At 71.9% G+C, this 18,013-nt stretch carries 20 protein-coding genes and 2 tRNA genes; 15 read left to right on the top strand and 7 right to left on the bottom strand.

From position 1 onward, the window contains the following. Nucleotides 1-3 precede the first annotated feature (3 nt). A complete protein-coding gene (locus tag ACR807_RS16105) occupies nt 4-570 on the bottom strand; it encodes an HhH-GPD-type base excision DNA repair protein (RefSeq protein ID WP_438922124.1) in 567 nt (188 codons plus the stop codon). 140 nt (nt 571-710) lie between these two features. On the opposite strand from ACR807_RS16105, the gene ACR807_RS16110 reads away from it, so the two are divergent. Continuing rightward, the gene (locus ACR807_RS16110) at nt 711-974 is read left to right on the top strand and encodes a hypothetical protein (protein ID WP_438922125.1); all 264 of its coding nucleotides are present in this window, start codon (nt 711-713) and stop codon (nt 972-974) included. After that, nucleotides 974-1,735 carry a hypothetical protein gene (locus ACR807_RS16115; protein WP_438922126.1) on the top strand — a complete coding sequence of 254 codons (762 nt, stop codon included), beginning with the start codon at nt 974-976 and terminating at the stop codon, nt 1,733-1,735. The genes ACR807_RS16110 and ACR807_RS16115 overlap by 1 nt, the downstream gene beginning before the upstream one ends. 327 nt (nt 1,736-2,062) lie before the next feature. Here the strand turns inward: ACR807_RS16115 and ACR807_RS16120 are convergent, their stop codons facing one another. Next, on the bottom strand, nt 2,063-2,635 hold the full coding sequence (locus ACR807_RS16120; protein WP_438922127.1) for a hypothetical protein: 573 nt from the start codon (nt 2,633-2,635) through the stop codon (nt 2,063-2,065). Nucleotides 2,636-2,826: 191 nt separating this feature from the next. Then, nucleotides 2,827-3,939, bottom strand: coding sequence for a J domain-containing protein (locus ACR807_RS16125; protein WP_438922128.1), 1,113 nt, complete (start codon nt 3,937-3,939; stop codon nt 2,827-2,829). Nucleotides 3,940-3,998: 59 nt separating this feature from the next. Between ACR807_RS16125 and ACR807_RS16130 the strand changes: the two genes are divergently transcribed. The 3 genes from ACR807_RS16130 to ACR807_RS16140 all read left to right on the top strand — a co-directional run bounded on the left by ACR807_RS16130 (nt 3,999) and on the right by ACR807_RS16140 (nt 4,513). After that, nucleotides 3,999-4,072: transfer RNA gene (locus ACR807_RS16130), tRNA-Phe, on the top strand. Beyond that, nucleotides 4,073-4,146, top strand: a tRNA-Pro gene (locus ACR807_RS16135). A gap of 109 nt (nt 4,147-4,255) precedes the next feature. Continuing rightward, nucleotides 4,256-4,513, top strand: coding sequence for a metallothionein (locus ACR807_RS16140; RefSeq protein ID WP_438922129.1), 258 nt, complete (start codon nt 4,256-4,258; stop codon nt 4,511-4,513). Here ACR807_RS16140 and ACR807_RS16145 read toward each other — a convergent pair. Next, on the bottom strand, nt 4,482-5,015 hold the full coding sequence (locus ACR807_RS16145; protein ID WP_438922130.1) for a hypothetical protein: 534 nt from the start codon (nt 5,013-5,015) through the stop codon (nt 4,482-4,484). The genes ACR807_RS16140 and ACR807_RS16145 overlap by 32 nt on opposite strands. 137 nt (nt 5,016-5,152) lie before the next feature. Beyond that, nucleotides 5,153-5,959, bottom strand: coding sequence for a metal-dependent hydrolase (locus ACR807_RS16150; RefSeq protein WP_438922131.1), 807 nt, complete (start codon nt 5,957-5,959; stop codon nt 5,153-5,155). Between the two features lie 268 nt (nt 5,960-6,227). Here ACR807_RS16150 and ACR807_RS16155 point away from each other — a divergent pair, with 268 nt between their 5' ends. The 9 genes from ACR807_RS16155 to yhjD all read left to right on the top strand — a co-directional run bounded on the left by ACR807_RS16155 (nt 6,228) and on the right by yhjD (nt 16,019). Continuing rightward, nucleotides 6,228-7,448 carry an NADP-dependent isocitrate dehydrogenase gene (locus tag ACR807_RS16155; RefSeq protein ID WP_438922132.1) on the top strand — a complete coding sequence of 407 codons (1,221 nt, stop codon included), beginning with the start codon at nt 6,228-6,230 and terminating at the stop codon, nt 7,446-7,448. A gap of 238 nt (nt 7,449-7,686) precedes the next feature. Further along, a complete protein-coding gene (locus tag ACR807_RS16160; protein ID WP_438922133.1) occupies nt 7,687-8,001 on the top strand; it encodes an SH3 domain-containing protein in 315 nt (104 codons plus the stop codon). Nucleotides 8,002-8,017: 16 nt separating this feature from the next. Continuing rightward, on the top strand, nt 8,018-8,236 hold the full coding sequence (locus ACR807_RS16165; protein WP_438922134.1) for a hypothetical protein: 219 nt from the start codon (nt 8,018-8,020) through the stop codon (nt 8,234-8,236). A gap of 9 nt (nt 8,237-8,245) precedes the next feature. Then, complete coding sequence (locus ACR807_RS16170) at nt 8,246-9,052, top strand: exodeoxyribonuclease III (RefSeq protein ID WP_438922135.1); 807 nt, start codon at nt 8,246-8,248, stop codon at nt 9,050-9,052. A gap of 109 nt (nt 9,053-9,161) precedes the next feature. Next, the gene (locus ACR807_RS16175; protein ID WP_438922136.1) at nt 9,162-10,850 is read left to right on the top strand and encodes a TIGR03767 family metallophosphoesterase; all 1,689 of its coding nucleotides are present in this window, start codon (nt 9,162-9,164) and stop codon (nt 10,848-10,850) included. A gap of 76 nt (nt 10,851-10,926) precedes the next feature. Beyond that, nucleotides 10,927-13,482: a bifunctional FO biosynthesis protein CofGH gene (locus tag ACR807_RS16180; RefSeq protein WP_438922137.1), complete on the top strand. Its 2,556-nt coding sequence runs from the start codon at nt 10,927-10,929 to the stop codon at nt 13,480-13,482. A 125-nt stretch (nt 13,483-13,607) separates the two neighbouring features. Beyond that, nucleotides 13,608-13,868, top strand: a complete 261-nt coding sequence (locus ACR807_RS16185) for a hypothetical protein (RefSeq protein WP_438922138.1) — start codon at nt 13,608-13,610, stop codon at nt 13,866-13,868. 108 nt (nt 13,869-13,976) lie between these two features. Beyond that, nucleotides 13,977-14,957, top strand: a complete 981-nt coding sequence (gene trpS / locus ACR807_RS16190) for a tryptophan--tRNA ligase (RefSeq protein WP_438922145.1) — start codon at nt 13,977-13,979, stop codon at nt 14,955-14,957. A gap of 51 nt (nt 14,958-15,008) precedes the next feature. After that, nucleotides 15,009-16,019 (top strand): inner membrane protein YhjD, encoded by a 1,011-nt coding sequence (gene yhjD, locus ACR807_RS16195; protein WP_438922139.1) that lies wholly within the window; start codon nt 15,009-15,011, stop codon nt 16,017-16,019. A 46-nt stretch (nt 16,020-16,065) separates the two neighbouring features. On the opposite strand, the gene ACR807_RS16200 is transcribed toward yhjD, so the two are convergent. After that, a complete protein-coding gene (locus ACR807_RS16200) occupies nt 16,066-16,410 on the bottom strand; it encodes a hypothetical protein (protein WP_438922140.1) in 345 nt (114 codons plus the stop codon). Nucleotides 16,411-16,435: 25 nt separating this feature from the next. Next, entirely contained in the window at nt 16,436-16,660 is a 225-nt protein-coding gene (locus ACR807_RS16205; RefSeq protein WP_438922141.1) for an SCO4848 family membrane protein, read from the bottom strand. A gap of 60 nt (nt 16,661-16,720) precedes the next feature. Here ACR807_RS16205 and ACR807_RS16210 point away from each other — a divergent pair. After that, the coding region (locus ACR807_RS16210; RefSeq protein WP_438922142.1) for a D-alanyl-D-alanine carboxypeptidase family protein at nt 16,721-18,013 on the top strand (1,293 nt) is incomplete at its 3' end.

Consider the following 18,013-nt stretch of genomic DNA (forward strand, 5'->3'; position numbering starts at 1 on the left):
ACTCTAACCGTTCTTCTTGGCGGCCTTCTTGAAGTCCCGGACCTCGATCAACGAGCCGGCGTCCACCACGTCCGCCACGCTGCGCCGAGCCCCGTCCTCCCCGTAGGCGCCGGCCGCCTCGCGCCACCCGTCCGGCTGAACGTCGAACTGCTTGCCGAGCAGGGCGAGGAAGATCTTCGCCTTCTGCTCCCCGAACCCGGGCAGGGCTTTGAGCCGGTGCAGCACCTCGGGCCCGTCCGGCTCACCGCGCGTCCAGATCAACTCGGCCTGCCCGTCGTAGTTCTCCACCAGGTGCCGGGCCAGGACCTGGAGCCGCTTGGCCATCGCCCCCGGGAACCGGTGCAGGGCGGGCTTCTGCGCGACGATGGCGGCGAACTCGTCCGCATCGGCCTCGGCGACCCGGTGCACGCTGAGGCCACCCATCCGGTCAGCCAGGTCCTTCGGCCCCCGGAACGCCTTCTCCATGGCGATCTGCTGGTCCAGCAGCATGCCGAAGAGCAGGGCCAACGGGTTGGTGGACAGCAGTTCGTCGGCGTCCGGGTCCTGGGCCAGGCACAGCTTCGGGCTCATGCGCGGAAGGATGCCACGTTGGTCATGAGGTGCTGGACGATGCTGTCGTGTCGGAAGGGACTGAACGCCTTCGGGCGTTCGTGTCCAGCTGGATTGACGGACCTTGGTACCCGAGTACCCTGGGGTACCTGGAGGTGTTCATGGCTGCCCAGTCCGCTCCGGTCAAGGTCGACCAAGAGACGCATGCGCTGATTGCTCATGCCGCCACCGCGTTGCACATGTCGCAGAAGGATCTTCTCTCTGCGGCGGTTCGCGAGTACCTGCGCGGTCGTCGGGAGGAGATCAACGCCGCTCTGCGCCGCACGATGCAGGCGATCGACGGTACGGAAGCTAGTCAGGTGGCCGTCCTGACGGGTATGTCCCGTGAACGCCTCGATGAACTCGGTGGGGTCCGAGAAAGCTGATGACCGTTCGCCCCACTCTGCGGTGCCTGCGCGACGACCTGGGAATCGCGCTGCCGCCGACTGACGATCCGCTGGATGAGATCGACCATCCGCTGATCCGGAAGGCCAATGATCAGTTCGCCGTACCGGCGGGACCTCGTGAGCGCATCCGGTCTGTGGACGACGTGGTCATGTTCAAGGTCAAGGTCCAGCGGTGGCGAGGAGCCGTTGTCGAAACGGTGGAGCCGAGTTGGCTCCTGGTAGCCGGGATGAGGGAGGACGGTAGTCGGGACGACTTCTACGAAGCGCTCGCCACTGCGGCGGCAGCCGCACGTACTCGGTACAACGCCGAGCACAGTCCACCTTTGAAATCGCAGACGTTCTGTGAGCAGTGGCTTCCCACGGAGGACGACCGCGACCGGTACCGGGCGGAAGCGGGCGTTCGCATCCTGCGCATGCTGCGGGACACGGTGCGTCGACTGGTGTGCGCTTCACTGTTGGACGGGCATGAGCATGCCGGTGAAGTCGCGGGTGCGGAACTCGGAGTGCTCGTCCAGGGCTCGGAGGAACGTGGCACGTACGTAGCTCTGCGGATCACCGGTTCGGTGCCGGGCGACATGGTGGCTGTGGTCTTGAGCCTCGTGCCCGGCTGCGATCGGGGTGGCTGGTATCCCGAGTTCGTCATGCCGGATCGGCCACTCCGCCCCGGTGAGCAGGCGTATTCCAACCTCATGGACCCCGCTGAGGCGTTGCGGCTCCTCGAAGGGCGCGAAGCTGGCTAGTGGTCGACATCAGGCAGTGTGCTGGTCCAGCAGCATGCCGAAGAGCAGGGCCAACGGGTTGGTGGACAGCAGTTCGTCGGCGTCCGGGTCCTGGGCCAGGCACAGCTTCGGGCTCATGCGCGGAAGGATGCCACGGTGGCCTGGACGGTGCCGTACCCGGTGCGGGGCTCCCTGGATTTCGTTGAAGGCGTCGGTTTCACCGTGAAATCCCCTATTGGGCCGGCTCGGCGAAGAACGGCCGGCCGGTATTGAACCCGGCGGAGTCCATCCGGCTGATCGCCCGGACGGGTGGCCGTCTCGTGGAAGACGGCCACGTGCATCCGGCGCTCATGCCTGGCCGATGAAGACCGCCTTGTCCGAGCCGAAATCGGGCTGGAACGCGACCTGCAGTTCGCCCGGCTGCGCGCCGACCGAGTACGACGCCTCGTAGGTGTACGTCTTCCCCGGCAGGACCGCGGTGCTGTCCAGGCCCCCGCCGCCGCACTCGCCGTCGGAGTCGAAGACCTGCTCCGCCTTCTTGCCGTTGAACTGGGCGTCGCCGCCGATCGTCAGCACCGCCGTCTCGAACGCCTTGTCCGTGCCGTCGGTGACCGTGACGGTGATCTTGACAGCCCGCTCGACGCCCTGCGGCGACGCGTACTCGCCGGGGGTGCAGGCAACGGGCGGGAAGACGTCCACGGCCAGACCGCTCTTCCACGTGCAGCGCCGGCCCCAACCCGGCGGGGTCTTCGCCGCGTCGGCCTGGGTCGCCTGGTCGTCGCCCGCCTCGCCGTCGCTCACCCGGCCCTGGTCGGTCGTGCCGTTGATGATCTCGTCCAGCTCCGCCACGGCGGCCTGCTGCGCGATGACCGTGAAGACGATCCCGAGAACGCACAGCGCCGTGCCGATGCCCGCGAGCACCTTTGCCGTTACCGCCCTCCGTCTTCCGGCGCGCCCTCGAAGGCAAGACGGACCACTCGGCGGCCGCAGGCGCTGTCGGGAAGTCGGTTGCGCTCACGCCTCGCGTGACTCGATGTGCGCGGAACGGTCCGTCTCCTGGTCCTCGTGGGCCTTGACGTCCTCGCCGGACAACCGGACAACCGGACGACCGGTCACCAGGTGCGCACGACCGGCACGACCTGGCGCAGGAGGAGGGCCAGGGCCTCGCGGTCCACGGTGGCGGGGTCCTCGGCCAGCCAGTCGCCGACGTCCTCGACGAACTGGGTGGGCGTCATCGGCGGCACGACGGCGTCCGACGGGTCCTCCGCCGTCACGGTGCCCGCGCGGCTCGGGTAGAGGACCAGGGCGCACCTGATGTCGAGCCACGGCAGGAGCTTGCGGTACACGGCCAGGCTGCGGGGCAGCCTCGTGCCGCCGCCGCGGAACGGGTGGCCGTTGCGCCACACCACGCCGTCGTCCTCCACCTCGTAGTGGCCGGGCAGCCAGGACTTGGACTCGATCAGCACGAGCCGCCGGCCGCAGAGCACGGCGTGGTCCACGTCGGCGAACACCGAGCCCGGCCAGGCCAGGCCGTGGAAGACGCGCACGCCGGGCAGGCGGGTCAGGTAGCGGCTGAGCAGGTCGGCGGTCAGGTGTTCGGCGACCCGGTCGTCGGTGGTGCCGTGCACGACCCCGGTGTCCGTCTCGCGCGCGAACGCCCGGTCCTCGCGCACCGCCCGCAGGTAGCGGCGCACCAGCCGGAACGCGGCCGCGGCCGCCGCCGCCACGACGAGCAGCCACACGCCGAGCGCCAGCGGCGAGAAGTCGACGACGACCACCGGCAGCAGCAGGAGGAACCAGCCGCACACGGCGGCCAGGGCGGGCGCGTGCCCGGGGCCGGAGGTCGGCACGTAGCGGACGCGCTGGCCGACGTCGACCAGGTGCCACCACGCGACGCCGCCGAGGTCCACCGCCGGCTTCGGGGGTACGAAGTCGGGGTCGTCGCCGAGGGGGCGCGCCCGGCCGGTGCGCGCGGACCGCGGCGGCCGGGTCGGCGAGGACGGCCGGGCACCCGGTCGGGTGTGCGTCCAGCCCCGGTCGTAGTCACGCCTGCGCACGGGATCGCGCAGCGTGTCATATGCCTCCTGGAGCATCCGGAACGTCCCGGAGGACCCACCCGCGTCGGGGTGCATGACCTTGGCCAGGGAGCGGTACGCGGACTTGATCTCCGCCTCGGACGCGTCGCGACCGACCCCGAGGAGTTCGTAGTAGTCGACCCCGCGCACGCGGCAGACCTTAGCGGCACTGTCTCCCGGGGTGGGGGAATGGTTAGGGTTGTCGCCTGGAGCCTGGTAGCGCAGTGGTTGTCGCGCCCCCTCGAACAGGGGGAGGACGTCGGTTCGAATCCGGCCCGGCTCGGGACCATGTAGCGCAGTGGTTGACGCGCCCTCCCCCTGGGAGGGAGGACGCCGGTTCGAGTCCGGCCTGGTCCGCTTCTCCCCGTTGGAGTGGCGTACACCCCTCCAACGGGTGATATCCGCTGGTCACCGGGTCGGTGCGCGTCGAGTTGCCGGGTCGGTGCGGCCGGCGCAGGCTGCGGCCATGGCGACTTGCGACGTGTGCGGCAACGACTACTGGATGGCCTTCGAGGTGCGGACGGTCGGCGGTGGCGTGCACACCTTCGACAGCTTCGAGTGCGCGGCCCAGCGCCTCGCGCCGCGCTGCGAGCACTGCGACTGCCGCATCCTCGGCCACGGCGTCGAGGTCGAGGGCCGGTTCTTCTGCTGCGCCCACTGCGCCCGCAGCGCCGCCGACCTGGGCTCCCAGATCAAGGACGCGGTGGGCGCCCGACCGCAGTAGGGGGAGGACCGGGCGGGGACGAGTCGGCGTGCAGGACCAGGCGGCCGTTGACGAACGACGGCCGGAGCTCGCCGCGCGCGTCGACGCTCTTGGTGCCGTGCGGCAGGACCTCCTCGATCGCGCTGAACGCGATGATGTCCGAGACGCCGTAGCGACCGCGCAGGCTGCGCTGGCCGGGGAACCGCAGGGCGCGCCCCTCGCGCCGGTCGCGGTGGGCCAGGGCGGCCCGCAGCGCGCCGCGCGTCAGCTCCTCGGGCCCGGCCAGGCGCTGGAGCCTGCCGTTGTGCACGGCGACGCCGTACCCGCGCTCGATGAGCGTCGACACGGTGTTCTCCGACGGCTCCTCGGCCAGCTTGAACGACATCGCGTGCCGCCGGTCGTCCACGGCGTGCACGCACACGACCTGCGCGTGGAACAGCAGCGCCTCGTACAGCGAGACGGCGGTCGAGTCGGCGGTGGCCGGGTCGTCGTGACCGGCGTTCAGGCCGAGCCAGGTCGTCATCCGGCCGCTCCGGCGACGGTGTCGCGCGTGGGGTGTGGCACGAGTCCTCCTCGGCGCGGTCGGCGCGGGTCGGGATTCGTGGAGACTAGTCCGATCGGGTGATGTAGTGGTAGCCGCCGAATGGCCGGTAGCCGAACTCAGAGGGGGAGCAGGTCGATGCCGTCGAGGAACGGCAGGGCACCCGCCTGCTGGAGCGCGGCGGCGGACAGCCAGGCGCTCGCGGCCGTGATGACCGGGCCGACGACCGCCATCTCGACCTTGCCGCCGGTCTTCATCCGCATGATCTTCGGCGGGGCGACCGGGAACCACGTCTTGCCCGCCAGCGGGATGGGCCACAGCATCGGGCAGCCCTGTTCGGTGATCGCGTCGCCGAGGTAGTGGGCCACGCAGCCGACGCCCACGGCCACCCCGCACGCCGCCGCGCTGGCCGGCGTCTGCGCCGTCCAGGCCACGCAGGCGAACGTGATGGCGGCCGACACCCCCGTGATGAGCAGGGCGTCCTTCTGCGGGCACCAGTCGTTCATGATCCCGCGCACGGCGAGGCCCGCGAACACGAACATCAGCACGGGCAGCGCCCACTTCTGGGACTGCTGCACCACGGCCGTCGTGCCGACGGCGGCGGCGACCGCGAACACGACGGTGTGCGTGAGCCCGCGGTGGCCGCCGTCGCGGTTGGAGTCCTTGCGGGTGCGGGTCGTGCGGTAGACGAACGAGCTGATCGTGTTGATCAGGGCCGACGCGCCCGCGCTGACCGGCCCGAACGTGCGCGAGATCGTCGACGACGGGTGGTCCAGGTCGGGCAGCAGGGCCGCGCCCGTGGCGAGCACCGCGCCGACCGCCCAGCTCTGCGGCGAGAGCTGGCCGATGGCGTGGCCCGGTGCCAGCGCGGTCACCGCCGCCCAGGCCAGCAGACCGCTCATGGCGTGGGTAGGACCCGTCGACAACACTGCCCCCTTGATCACTCTTCCGGGTCCGAGGTTAGCGCCCGGGCGGCGCGGTCGGCGGGATTCGGCGAACGCGTGTTCGACCCGCGCCCCGATCGCGCCCCCTCGGGCGGGCCGGCCGGGCGACTGGTTGTATTGGCCCGGACCACACGTGCCGCCCCGCCCGGCGGTGTGACGCCGTTCCCTTTTCGGCCGGGGTGGACGCAAGCAACCCGACATAGCAGTACGCTTGTCTTGCTTGCATTGTCGCGAGAGGAGCGCCCTGAGTATGGGCAAGATCAAGGTTCAGGGGACCGTCGTCGAGCTCGACGGCGACGAGATGACCCGGATCATCTGGCAGTTCATCAAGGACAAGTTGATCCACCCGTACCTGGACGTCGACCTCGAGTACTACGACCTGGGCATCGAGCACCGGGACGCCACCGACGACCAGGTCACCATCGAGTCGGCCCACGCCATCAAGAAGCACGGCGTCGGCGTGAAGTGCGCCACCATCACGCCCGACGAGGCGCGGGTGGAGGAGTTCGGCCTGAAGAAGATGTGGGTCTCGCCGAACGGCACGATCCGCAACATCCTCGGCGGCGTGGTCTTCCGCGAGCCGATCATCATCTCGAACATCCCGCGGTTGGTGCCGGGCTGGACCAAGCCGATCATCATCGGCCGCCACGCCCACGGCGACCAGTACAAGGCCACCAACTTCAAGGTGCCCGGCGCCGGTGAGCTGACCATCACCTTCACGCCCGAGGACGGCTCCGAGCCGATCAAGCACGTCGTCGCCAACTACGGCGCCGACGGTGGCGTGGCGATGGGCATGTACAACTTCAACAAGTCGATCGAGGACTTCGCGCGGGCGTCGTTCGCGTACGGCCTCCAGCGCAACTACCCGGTCTACATGTCGACCAAGAACACCATCCTCAAGGCGTACGACGGCGCCTTCAAGGACATCTTCCAGAAGGTGTTCGAGGAGGAGTTCAAGGGCCAGTTCGACGCCGCGGGCCTGACCTACGAGCACCGCCTGATCGACGACATGGTCGCCGCCGCGATGAAGTGGGAGGGCGGCTACGTCTGGGCGTGCAAGAACTACGACGGTGACGTGCAGTCCGACACGGTCGCGCAGGGCTTCGGCTCGCTGGGCCTGATGACGTCGGTGCTGATGACGCCGGACGGCAAGACCGTCGAGGCGGAGGCGGCGCACGGCACCGTGACCCGCCACTACCGCCAGCACCAGGCCGGCAAGCCGACCTCCACCAACCCGATCGCGTCGATCTTCGCGTGGACCGGTGGCCTGAAGCACCGCGGCAAGCTGGACAGCACCCCCGAGGTCACCGGCTTCGCCGAGACCCTGGAGAAGGTCGTCGTCGAGACCGTCGAGAGCGGTCGGATGACCAAGGACCTGGCCCTGCTGGTGGGCCCGGACCAGGAGTGGCTGACCACCGAGGACTTCCTCGGCACGCTGGACGAGAACCTCCAGAAGCGGATGGCCGGCTGAGCCGACCCCCGTTCCGCCGAGGGCCCGATCGCGTTCGCGCGGTCGGGCCCTCCGGCGTTCCGGGCCGTCCCGCCCGTCCGCGCCCGTCCGCGCCCGGACTCCTCCGTGCTCGGCGGGTGCTCGCCGGGTGACGGTGTCACCCGGTCGGTTCGACGGTCGGGTGGATCGGGCGCGGTGCGGGTGTGGGGACCGCCGCAGGCGCTATATCTGCACTTCGGGAGAGGTGCGGGGAGGCGTTGTGTTCGGGATTCCTACGCGTGGGCTCGTGGTCGCCGGGGTGCTGGCGACGGCCGGGGTCATGTACGTCGCCAACGGCGGGCAGAAGATGGGCGTGGAGGAGACGGCCGGCGGCACGTGCCGGGTCACGGTGGTCGCCGACGTCCTCAACGTGCGGTCCGGGCCGGCGGACACCCAGCCGGTCGTGGCCACCCTCCGGCGCGACGCGGTGGTCGACGCCGCGCCGCGGGTGGAGAACGGGTTCCGGCTGCTGGCCGACGGCAGGTGGGTGAAGGAGGAGTTCGTGACGCCCACGTCGGACAGCTCGTGCGCCTGAGTGGTGTCATGGGCGCATGTTCTTCAGGTGGCGGCGGTTCGGCCGGGACGTGGTGACGTGCGCCTGCGAGCCCGAGTGGCCGGGGCTGCGGTCGTCGCTCGACGGGCACGAGCTGGCGGGCGTGCCGTCGCCGGGCGGCAGCAGCCCGCTGGTGCTCGTGCTGGGGCTGGAGGCGTCGTGCACGGGGTGCGGCGCGACTTACCCGCACGGCTGGGCGACCACCGGGCGCGGCTAGGCTGACCGGGTGCTGACCGTCTCCACCGTCAACGTCAACGGGCTCCGCGCGGCCGCCAAGAAGGGCTACGTGGAGTGGCTCGCCGCCACCTCCGCGGACGTGGTGTGCCTCCAGGAGGTGCGGGCCGAGCCGGGGCAGCTGCCCGACGAGGTGCGCTCGCCGGAGGGCTGGCACGTGGCGCGGGCCCACTGCGAGGTCAAGGGCCGCAACGGCGTGGCCGTGCTGACGCGCGAGGAGCCCCGGTCGGTGCGGGTCGGGTTCGGCGCGGCGGAGTTCGAGAACTCGGGCCGGTACGTCGAGGTCGAGCTGGCGGACGTGGTGGTCGCGTCGCTGTACCTGCCCAGCGGTGACGTCGGCACGCCGCGCCAGGACGAGAAGGAGCGGTTCACCGCGGCGTTCCTGCCGTACCTGGTGGACCTGCGTGACAAGGCGGCGGCGGACGGGCGCGAGGTGCTGGTGTGCGGCGACTGGAACATCGCCCACCGGCCCGAGGACCTCAAGGCGTGGCGGGCCAACCAGAAGTCGGCCGGGTTCCTGCCGGAGGAGCGGGCCTGGCTGGACCGCGTGTACGGCGAGGCGCGGTACGTCGACGTGATGCGCTCCCTGCACCCGGACGTGGCGGGCCCGTACACGTGGTGGTCGTACCGGGGCCAGGCGTTCGACAACGACTCGGGCTGGCGGATCGACCTGGTCGTCGCCACCGAGGGCATCGCGGCCACGGCCACGAGCGCGGTGGTGGAGCGGGCCGCGACCTACGCCGAGCGCTGGTCGGACCACGCGCCGGTCACGGTGGGCTTCGACTGGCCGAGGGCCTGAGACCGGACCTCCGACTTCGTCCGTTCGTACCCACTTCACGTCGGGTTGGTGACCTCCTCACGGGATCGTGAGAAGTTTTCACGACAACCGGAACGTGGGGAGCGGGTCGATGGGGATCAGCCGACGGCGGTTCTTGCAGGCGGGCGGGGTGGCCGGGGGCTCCCTCCTCTGGGGCGGGCCCGCGTGGGCCGCCACCACGGGCACCACGCTGGACGTCGCCGCCCAGGCGGTGGGCACGACGGGCTACCGGCGCCTCCAGGCCGGACCCGGGTGGCCGCTGGTGGTGCGGCCCGACCTGGCGCCGCCGCAGGGCGGGCGCGAGGACCGGCGCGTGCCGCTCGCCTGCTTCGTGCAGTTCAGCGACATGCACGTGGTGGACGCGCAGAGCCCCGCCCGGTTCGAGTACACGCACCCGCTGCTGGGTGCCGGGGCGTTCCGGGCGCACGAGACGCTCGCCCAGCACACCTCGGCGGCGCTCGTGCGCAAGGTCGGCGACATCCGCACCGGGCCGTTCAGCGGTCGCCCGATCGACCTCGTGATGACCACCGGCGACAACACCGACAACCACGAGCTGATCGAGCTGGAGTGGTACCTGACGCTCCTCAACGGCGGTCGGATCACCGCCGACACCGGGGACCCCGGCCGGTACGAGGGGGTGCAGGACTCCGGCGCCACCGCCTACTGGAACCCCGGCCGCGGCACGCCGGACGACTACAAGGCCAAGGGGTTCCCGCTGGTACCCGGCCTGCTCGACGCGGCGCGCCGGCCGTTCGACAGCCCCGGCCTGCGCGTCCCGTGGTACTCGACGTTCGGCAACCACGACGACAGCGTGGTCGGCTCGCTGCCCGACGGCATCCCGTTCGTCGACGCCCTCTACACCGGCGACCGCAAGGTCTTCGGGTTCGACCCGGCCGCGGCCGACGTCGTCGGGCGGGCGCTGCGCGACCCCGCGTACGTGCCGGACGCGCTGGCGCTGCTGGCGAGCGGGGCGGGGCTGGTGCGGACCGTCACGCCCGACGCGCGGCGCAGGCCGTTCACCACCGGCGAGTTCGTCCGCGCCCACCTCGACCCGCGCAACACCGGGCCCGGTCCGGTCGGGCACGGGTTCACCCAGGACAACGCGGACGGCGTGGACGTCTTCTACACCTTCCGCATCGCCCCCGGCGTGACCGGCGTCAGCCTCGACACCACGACCGACGCCGGGTTCGCCGACGGCTCGATCGGGCTGCACCAGTACCTGTGGCTGGAGAGGGTGCTCAAGCGCAACAGCTCGCGGTACTACGACGCGTTCGGCTTCCAGCACCGCCAGGGCGTGACCGACGAGCTGTTCGTGCTGTTCAGCCACCACACGAGCTGGACCATGACCAACCTCCTGCCGGACCGCCGCCGCCCGCTCGACCCCCGGTTGAACGGCGACGCGCTGGTGGACCTGCTCCAGCGGTTCCCGAACGTGGTGGCCTGGGTCAACGGCCACACGCACGAGAACCGGATCGTGCCCCACGGCACGGGCGACCGGGCGTTCTGGGAGATCAACACCGCCGCGCACGTCGACCACCCGCAGCACGCGCGGGTCGTCGAGCTGGTCGACAACGCCGACGGCACGCTGTCGCTGTTCACCGCGCTGGTCGAGGGCGACGCCCCCTACCGGACCGGGTACGACGACGTCACGGCCCCGGGACTCGCCTCGCTGGCCCGCGAGTTCGCGTTCAACGACCCGCACGCCGACCCGGCCGCCGTGGGGGCGCCCACCGACCGGAACACCGAACTGGTGGTCGCGGGACGGGCACCGGTGAGGTGAACGCGGGCGGGTGACCCGGCGTGCCGGACGTCACTCCGGGGGTGATCAGGAATTTTCCGCACCTAAGGTCGTTGTCGTGGCCGTGGACATCTCGATCACCCCGCCCGAACCGACGCCGAGCCCGTCGGCGATGCGGCGCGCCCTGCGCCGCGCCGCCGACGGCGCCGTCCTGGACCTCACCGAGGCAGCGGTCCTCCTGCACGCCCGCGGCGACGACCTGGACGCCCTGCTCGACGCGGCGGGACGGGTGCGCGACGCCCACCTGCTCGCCGAGGGGCGACCGGGCACCGTCACCTACAGCCGCAACGCGTTCATCCCGCTGACGCGGCTGTGCCGGGACCGGTGCCACTACTGCACGTTCGCCACCGTCCCGCACAAGCTGCCCGCCGCGTTCCTGGAGCGCGACGAGGTGCTGGACATCGCCCGCCGCGCGGCGGCGCAGGGCTGCAAGGAGGCCCTGTTCACGCTGGGCGACCGCCCCGAGGAGCGGTGGCCGCAGGCCCGGGAGTGGCTGGAGGCGCGCGGCTACTCCTCGACGCTCGACTACGTGCGGGCCAGCGCCATCGCGGTGCTGGAGGAGACCGGCCTGCTGCCGCACCTCAACCCGGGCGTGCTGAGCTGGGAGGAGCTCCAGCGGCTGCGGCCGGTCGCGGCCAGCATGGGGATGATGCTGGAGACGACCGCCGAGCGGCTGTGGAGCGAGAAGGGCGGCCCGCACTTCGGCAGCCCCGACAAGGAGCCCGCCGTCCGGCTGCGCGTGCTCACCGACGCGGGCCGGGTGAACGTGCCGTTCACGACCGGCGTCCTGATCGGCATCGGCGAGACGGTCACCGAGCGCGCCGAGTCGCTGCTGGCGATGCGGGCCGTCGCCCGGCAGTACGGGCACGTGCAGGAGGTGATCATCCAGAACTTCCGGGCCAAGCCGGACACCGCCATGCGCGGGATGCCCGACGCCGACCTGCGCGAACTCGCCGCCACGATCGCGGTGGCCCGCCTGGTCATGCCGTCGTCGACGAGCGTGCAGGCGCCGCCGAACCTGGTCGGCGACGAGTTCGGCCTGATGCTGCGCGCCGGGGTCGACGACTGGGGCGGCGTGTCCCCGGTGACGCCCGACCACGTGAACCCGGAGCGGCCGTGGCCGCAGGTCGACGCGCTGGCGGAGCGCACCCGCGAGGCCGGGTACGAGCTGCGCGAGCGGCTCGCCGTCTACCCGAGGTACGTGACCGCGACCGCCGGGCAGTGGATCGACACCCGGCTGGCGGCGCACGTCGCCGCGCTCGCCGGCCCGGACGGCCTGGCCGAGCCGGGCGCGCCGGTCGTCGGCCGCGAGTGGCAGGAGCCCGACGGCGGCCTCGACACCTACGGCCGGGCCGACCTGAACACCGCGATCGACACCGAGGGCCGCACCGGCGACCGGCGGGGCGACTTCGACAGCGTCTACGGCGACTGGTCGTCGTTGACGGTGCCGGTGGCCGCGGAGCGGCTGCCCGAGGACGCCAAGCGCGCCCTGCGGCTGGCCGAGAGCGACCCGGCGAAGCTGCTCGACGACACCGGGGCGTCGATGGCCCTGCTCACGGCGGACGGCGAGGCGCTGGAGACCATGGCCCGGCTCGCCGACGAGCTGCGGGCCGAGGTGGTCGGCGACGACGTCACCTACGTGGTCAACCGCAACATCAACTTCTCCAACGTCTGCTACGTCGGCTGCCGGTTCTGCGCGTTCGCGCAGCGGGAGCGGGACGCCGACGCGTTCCGGCTGTCCGTGGACGAGGTCGCGCAGCGCGCGCGGGAGGCGTGGGACGAGGGCGCCACCGAGGTGTGCATGCAGGGCGGCATCGACCCGAAGCTGCCGGTCACCTACTACGCGGACGTCGTGCGGGCGATCAAGGCGCGGGTGCCCGGGATGCACGTCCACGCGTTCAGCCCCATGGAGGTCGTCAGCGCCGCCGCCAAGGCGGGCGTGAGCGTCCGCGAGTGGCTGACCGAGCTGCGCGACGCGGGCCTCGACACCATCCCCGGCACGGCCGCCGAGATCCTCGACGACGACGTGCGGTGGGTGCTCACCAAGGGCAAGCTGCCCGCCGCGACCTGGCTGGAGGTCGTCGGCACGGCGCACGAGCTGGGCATCCGGTCGTCGTCCACGATGATGTACGGCCACGTCGACCACCCCGGGCACTGGCTCGGGCACTTCCGGGCGCTCGCGGCGCTCCAGGACCGCACGGGCGGGCTGACCGAGTTCGTCGGGCTGCCGTTCGTGCACCGCAACGCGCCCATCTACCTGGCGGGCGTCGCCCGGCCGGGGCCGACCCGGCGGGACAACCGCGCGGTGCACGCGTTCGCCCGGCTCGCGCTGCACGGGCGGGTGGACAACGTCCAGTGCTCGTGGGTGAAGCTCGGTGACGAGGGCACGGCCGAGGTGCTCCGCGGCGGCGCCAACGACCTGGGCGGCACGCTCATGGAGGAGACCATCAGCCGGATGGCCGGCTCGGAGCACGGGTCGGCGCGGACCGCGCGGGAGCTGGCCGCGACGGCGGCGCTCGCCGGGCGGCCGGCCAGGCAGCGGACCACCACGTACGGGCGCGTCGACGCCGTTGTGCGTACCCCGGTTGCCGAGGGGTCAAACAGGGGCGGTTAGTCTGCCGCCGGCCGCTTTACCCGAACCGAACACCACAGCCCCACAGCTTCGGTAGGTTCGCGGCCGTCCGTCAACAAGGTTCACCCTTCAGTGGTGCACACGGTGTTGGTGAGGAGGCTGGGCGCGTGCGCGGTCGTGGTGCGGTCCTGGGTCTTGTGGTGGGTGCGGCGTCGACGCTGGTCCTGCCGGGTGTCGCGACGGCGGCCGACGCCGTCGCCGCCGCCCCGGTGTCGGTCGACGCCCCCGTCGGCATCGTCGCCGTGGCGTTCGGCGTGGTCGGGATGGTGACCGGCTTCGTGCGCCACCGCCGGGCCGCCTCGGTGCGCGCGGCGGCCGTCGCGGCCGAGCGGCCCGCCGAGGTGCAGCCCGCCACCACCGGGGTCTGATCCGCCTGGGAGGATCGTCCCGTGGCACCTGAGACCCCCGCCGGGAACACCGAGAGCACCCAGAACGCCGGGAACGACCGGAGCGCGGCCCCCGCGAGCCGCCCCAGGGTGCTGTCCGGCATCCAGCCCACCGCGGGCTCGTTCCACCTCGGCAACTACCTCGGCGCGCTGCGCCAGTGGGTGGCCCTCCAGGAGACGCACGACGCGTTCTACTGCGTCGTCGACCTGCACGCCATCACCGTCGAGCAGGACCCGAAGGTGCTGCGGCAGAACACCCGCGTCTCGGCCGCGCAGCTGCTCGCGCTGGGCATCGACCCCGAGCGGTCCGCGCTGTTCGTGCAGTCGCACGTGCCCGAGCACGCCCAGCTGGGGTGGGTCATGCAGTGCCTGACCGGCTTCGGCGAGGCCGGCCGGATGACCCAGTTCAAGGACAAGTCCGCGCGGCAGGAGGCGGGCGTCGGCGTCGGCCTGTTCACCTACCCGATCCTCCAGGCCGCGGACATCCTGCTCTACCAGGCGCACCACGTGCCGGTCGGCGAGGACCAGCGGCAGCACCTGGAGCTGACCCGCGACCTCGCGCACCGGTTCAACACCCGGTACGGCAAGACGTTCCGGCTGCCCGAGCCGTACATCGTCAAGGACACCGCGAAGATCTACGACCTCCAGGACCCGACGGCGAAGATGTCGAAGTCCGTGCCGGCGGGCGTGGTCGAGCTGCTGGAGGACACCAAGCGGTCGGCCAAGAAGATCCGGTCGGCGGTGACCGACACCGGCCGCGAGATCGCCTACGACCCGGAGAACAAGGCCGGCGTCAGCAACCTGCTGGTGATCTACTCCGCGCTCACCGGCGAGTCGGTCGACTCGCTGGTCGCCCGGTACGACGGCAAGGGCTACGGCGACCTGAAGAAGGACCTCGGCGAGGTGTTCACCGAGTTCGCCACGCCGGTGCAGGAGCGGGTGAACGCCTACCTGGCCGACCTGCCCGAGCTGGACAAGGTGCTGGCGCGGGGCGCCGAGCGGGCGCGCGAGGTGGCCTCCCGGACGCTGGCGCGGGCCTACGAGCGGATCGGGTTCCTGTCCGCGGGCTGACCTGCCCCGTTCGAGTGGCGGGTGATCACCCGCTCGCTTAGCGTTCCCCGTGTGGCGGAAGAGGCGAAGGCCGAGTCGAAGATCCAGCGGCTCCGGCGCGAGAAGCCGTGGCTGGACCACCTGGTCCGCGCCGTCGACCGCTACCAGACGCAGTACGGGGTGCACTACGCCGCGGCGGTGACGTACTTCAGCGTGCTGTCGCTGGTGCCCATGCTGATGATCGGGTTCGCGGTCGCCGGTTTCGTGCTGGCGTCGCAGCCCCAGCTGCTCGACGAGATGAAGGTGAGCATCGCCGAGGCGGTGCCCGGCGCGCTCGGCGACACCATCAACAAGGTGGTCGAGCAGGCCATCGACAGCAAGGGCACGGTCGGCGTGCTGGGCCTGCTGACCGCCGTCTACTCCGGCTTCGGCTGGATGCAGAACCTGCGCGACGCGCTCACCGCGCAGTGGGGGCACGCCAAGGAGGACCTGCCGTTCCTGAAGACGGCGTTCAAGGACCTGCTGGCCCTGGTCAGCCTCGGCCTGGCGCTGGTGGTGTCGTTCGGCCTCACGGCCCTGGGCAGCGGGCTCGCCGAGCTGGTGCTGCGCTGGGTCGGCCTGGAGGGCGTCTGGTGGGCGCAGGCGCTGCTGAAGGTCGGCACGATCCTGCTGGCGCTGGTCGCGAACTGGATGGTGTTCCTCTGGGTGCTGGCCAAGCTGCCGCGCAAGCCCGTGGGGTGGCGCAGCGCGCTCAAGGGCGCCGCCGCCGCCGCGGTCGGGTTCGAGGTGCTCAAGCAGGCCGGGACGATCTACCTGAGCAGCGTCACGGCGTCGCCGGCGGGCGCGGCGTTCGGCCCGGTCATCGGCGTGCTGTTCTTCGCGAACCTCGTCGCGCAGTTCCTGCTGTTCATCACGGCCTGGACGGCCACCGCGCGGGAGAACCTGATCAAGGACCCGCCGACGCCGCCGCCACCGGCGGTGATCCGGCCGGTGGTGGAGGTGCGGTCCGGCCCCGGCCCCCGCGCCGCGGTGGGGCTGGTCGGCGCGGGGGTGCTGCTCGGCGCCCTGTTCCGGCGCCGGTGACCGGTCGGGTCCGGGAGAGCGGGAGCAGGGGGGCGGCTCCGGGCGGTCAGGTCCAGAAGACGGCGATGCCCACGTTGAGCACGACCAGGCCGGCCAGCGCCGGGGTCAGCCAGGACGCGGGCCGCTTCTTCAGGTTGACCGCGACCAGGGCGGCGACGGCCACCAGGACCAGCGTCTTGATCCCGATCTTGACGTGGTCGTAGTCCTGGTCGGTGAGCGGCGCCAGGCCGACCAGCGCGACGCCGGTGAGCAGCTGCAGCGCGCTGCCGTGCAGCCAGCCCTTGTTCAGCGGGGCGTCCGCCCCGGCGCGGCGCTGGACGAAGAACATGGCGACGAGCACGGCCATGCCGAGCAGGTGCAGGAACACCAGCAGTAGGCGCACGAACTCCACGGCGGAGCCTCCAGGTGTGGTGGGGTCACTGGCGCGCGGCCCGCACGCCGCGCACGCCCAGCACACCGATGACCGTGCCGAACGTGAGCGAGGCGACGACGAGCAGCAGGTGGACGGTGAAGAACGCGGTCGGGCCTGCGTCCCACGAGCGGGGGTCCTTCCAGATGTTGCGCAGGAAGGTCGGCCAGATCACCCAGGACCACACCCCGAAGGCGAGCAGGAACCAGGACGCGCCGCGGGAGAGCTTCACCCGAGCAGTATCGGACGTGGCGGGTGCAGGTCACTCATCCGGGGTGGCTAGCCTGGACGGGTGCGTTCCTCCGCGTTCCGACGGCCCGTTGCCACAGTCCTGGCTGCCTGCGCGCTGACGGCCTCCGCGGTGTTCGCCGCGGTGCCGGTCGCGAGCGCCCAGCCCGCCTGCGCGAACGAGGTGTCGCCGCCACCGGCGGTGGACACGTCCGAGCAGGTCCCGCCCGGCCAGCAGGCGCCCCCGCCGCTGGAGGTGCCGGAGACCCCGGTCGGCGGTCAGCGCCTCGGCGAGTGCGGGCTGGTCCTCCCGCCCAACGCGCCGCCCCCGCCGGACGGCATCACCGCGGCGAGCTGGCTGCTCGCCGACCTGGACAGCGGCGCCGTGCTGGCCGCCACCAACCCGCACGGCCGCCAGCGGCCCGCGTCGGTGATCAAGGTGCTGCTGGCGATGGTCGTCGCCAAGGAGCTGGCCCCGAACTCCACCGTGGCGGTCAACGCCGAGGACGCCGCGCAGGAGTGCACGTGCGTCAACCTGCGGGTCGGCGCCGAGTACACCGTCGAGCAGATGCTCCAGGCGCTGGTCATGGCCTCGGGCAACGACGTGGCGCACGCCCTGGCCCGGCGGCTCGGCGGCATCCCGTCGGCGATCCGGAAGATGAACGCGCTGGCCAAGGAGCTGGGCGCGGCGGACACCCGGGCCGTGACGCCGTCCGGCCTGGACGCGCCGGGCACCTCCACGTCGGCCTACGACGTGGCGCTGATCTTCCGCGCGGCCCTGAAGTACCCGGACTTCGCCAAGGCCGTCACCACGCAGCGCATCGACTTCCCGTCCCCGGACGGCAACGGCACGGTGCCGGTGGTCAACGACAACCGCCTGCTCAGCTCGTACGAGGGGGCGCTGGGCGGCAAGTCCGGGTTCACCGACGACGCCCAGCACACGTACGTGGGCGCGGCCCAGCGCGGCGGGAAGCGGCTGGTCGCCGTGCTGCTGCGCGGCCAGCAGCAGCCGGTCCGGATGATCGACCAGGCGGCGCGGCTGCTCGACTACGGGTTCGCGCTGGAGCCGGCCGCCGCGGGCAACCCGGTCGGGCGGCTCGTCGAGGGCGCGCCCCAGGCGAGGAAGAAGGAGACCGAGCCGAAGCCGACGAGCGCGACGAGCGCCGCGGTGGGGCAGGTCGCCAACGCCACCGACGACCCGAAGAACTCGGCCATGCACAAGGCGTTCGGCAACGTCGGCGGCCCCATCACGGCGGTGGCCGGGCTGGGCGTCGTGCTGGCGTTCGTCCTGTACCTGCGGTCGAAGCGGGCCAAGGCGGCCCGCGCCCGCCGTGCCGCGGCGGCGACGGGCACCAGC

This window comes from Saccharothrix sabaoui, from assembly GCF_051756985.1.
In the GTDB taxonomy this organism is placed as follows: Bacteria; Actinomycetota; Actinomycetes; order Mycobacteriales; family Pseudonocardiaceae; genus Actinosynnema.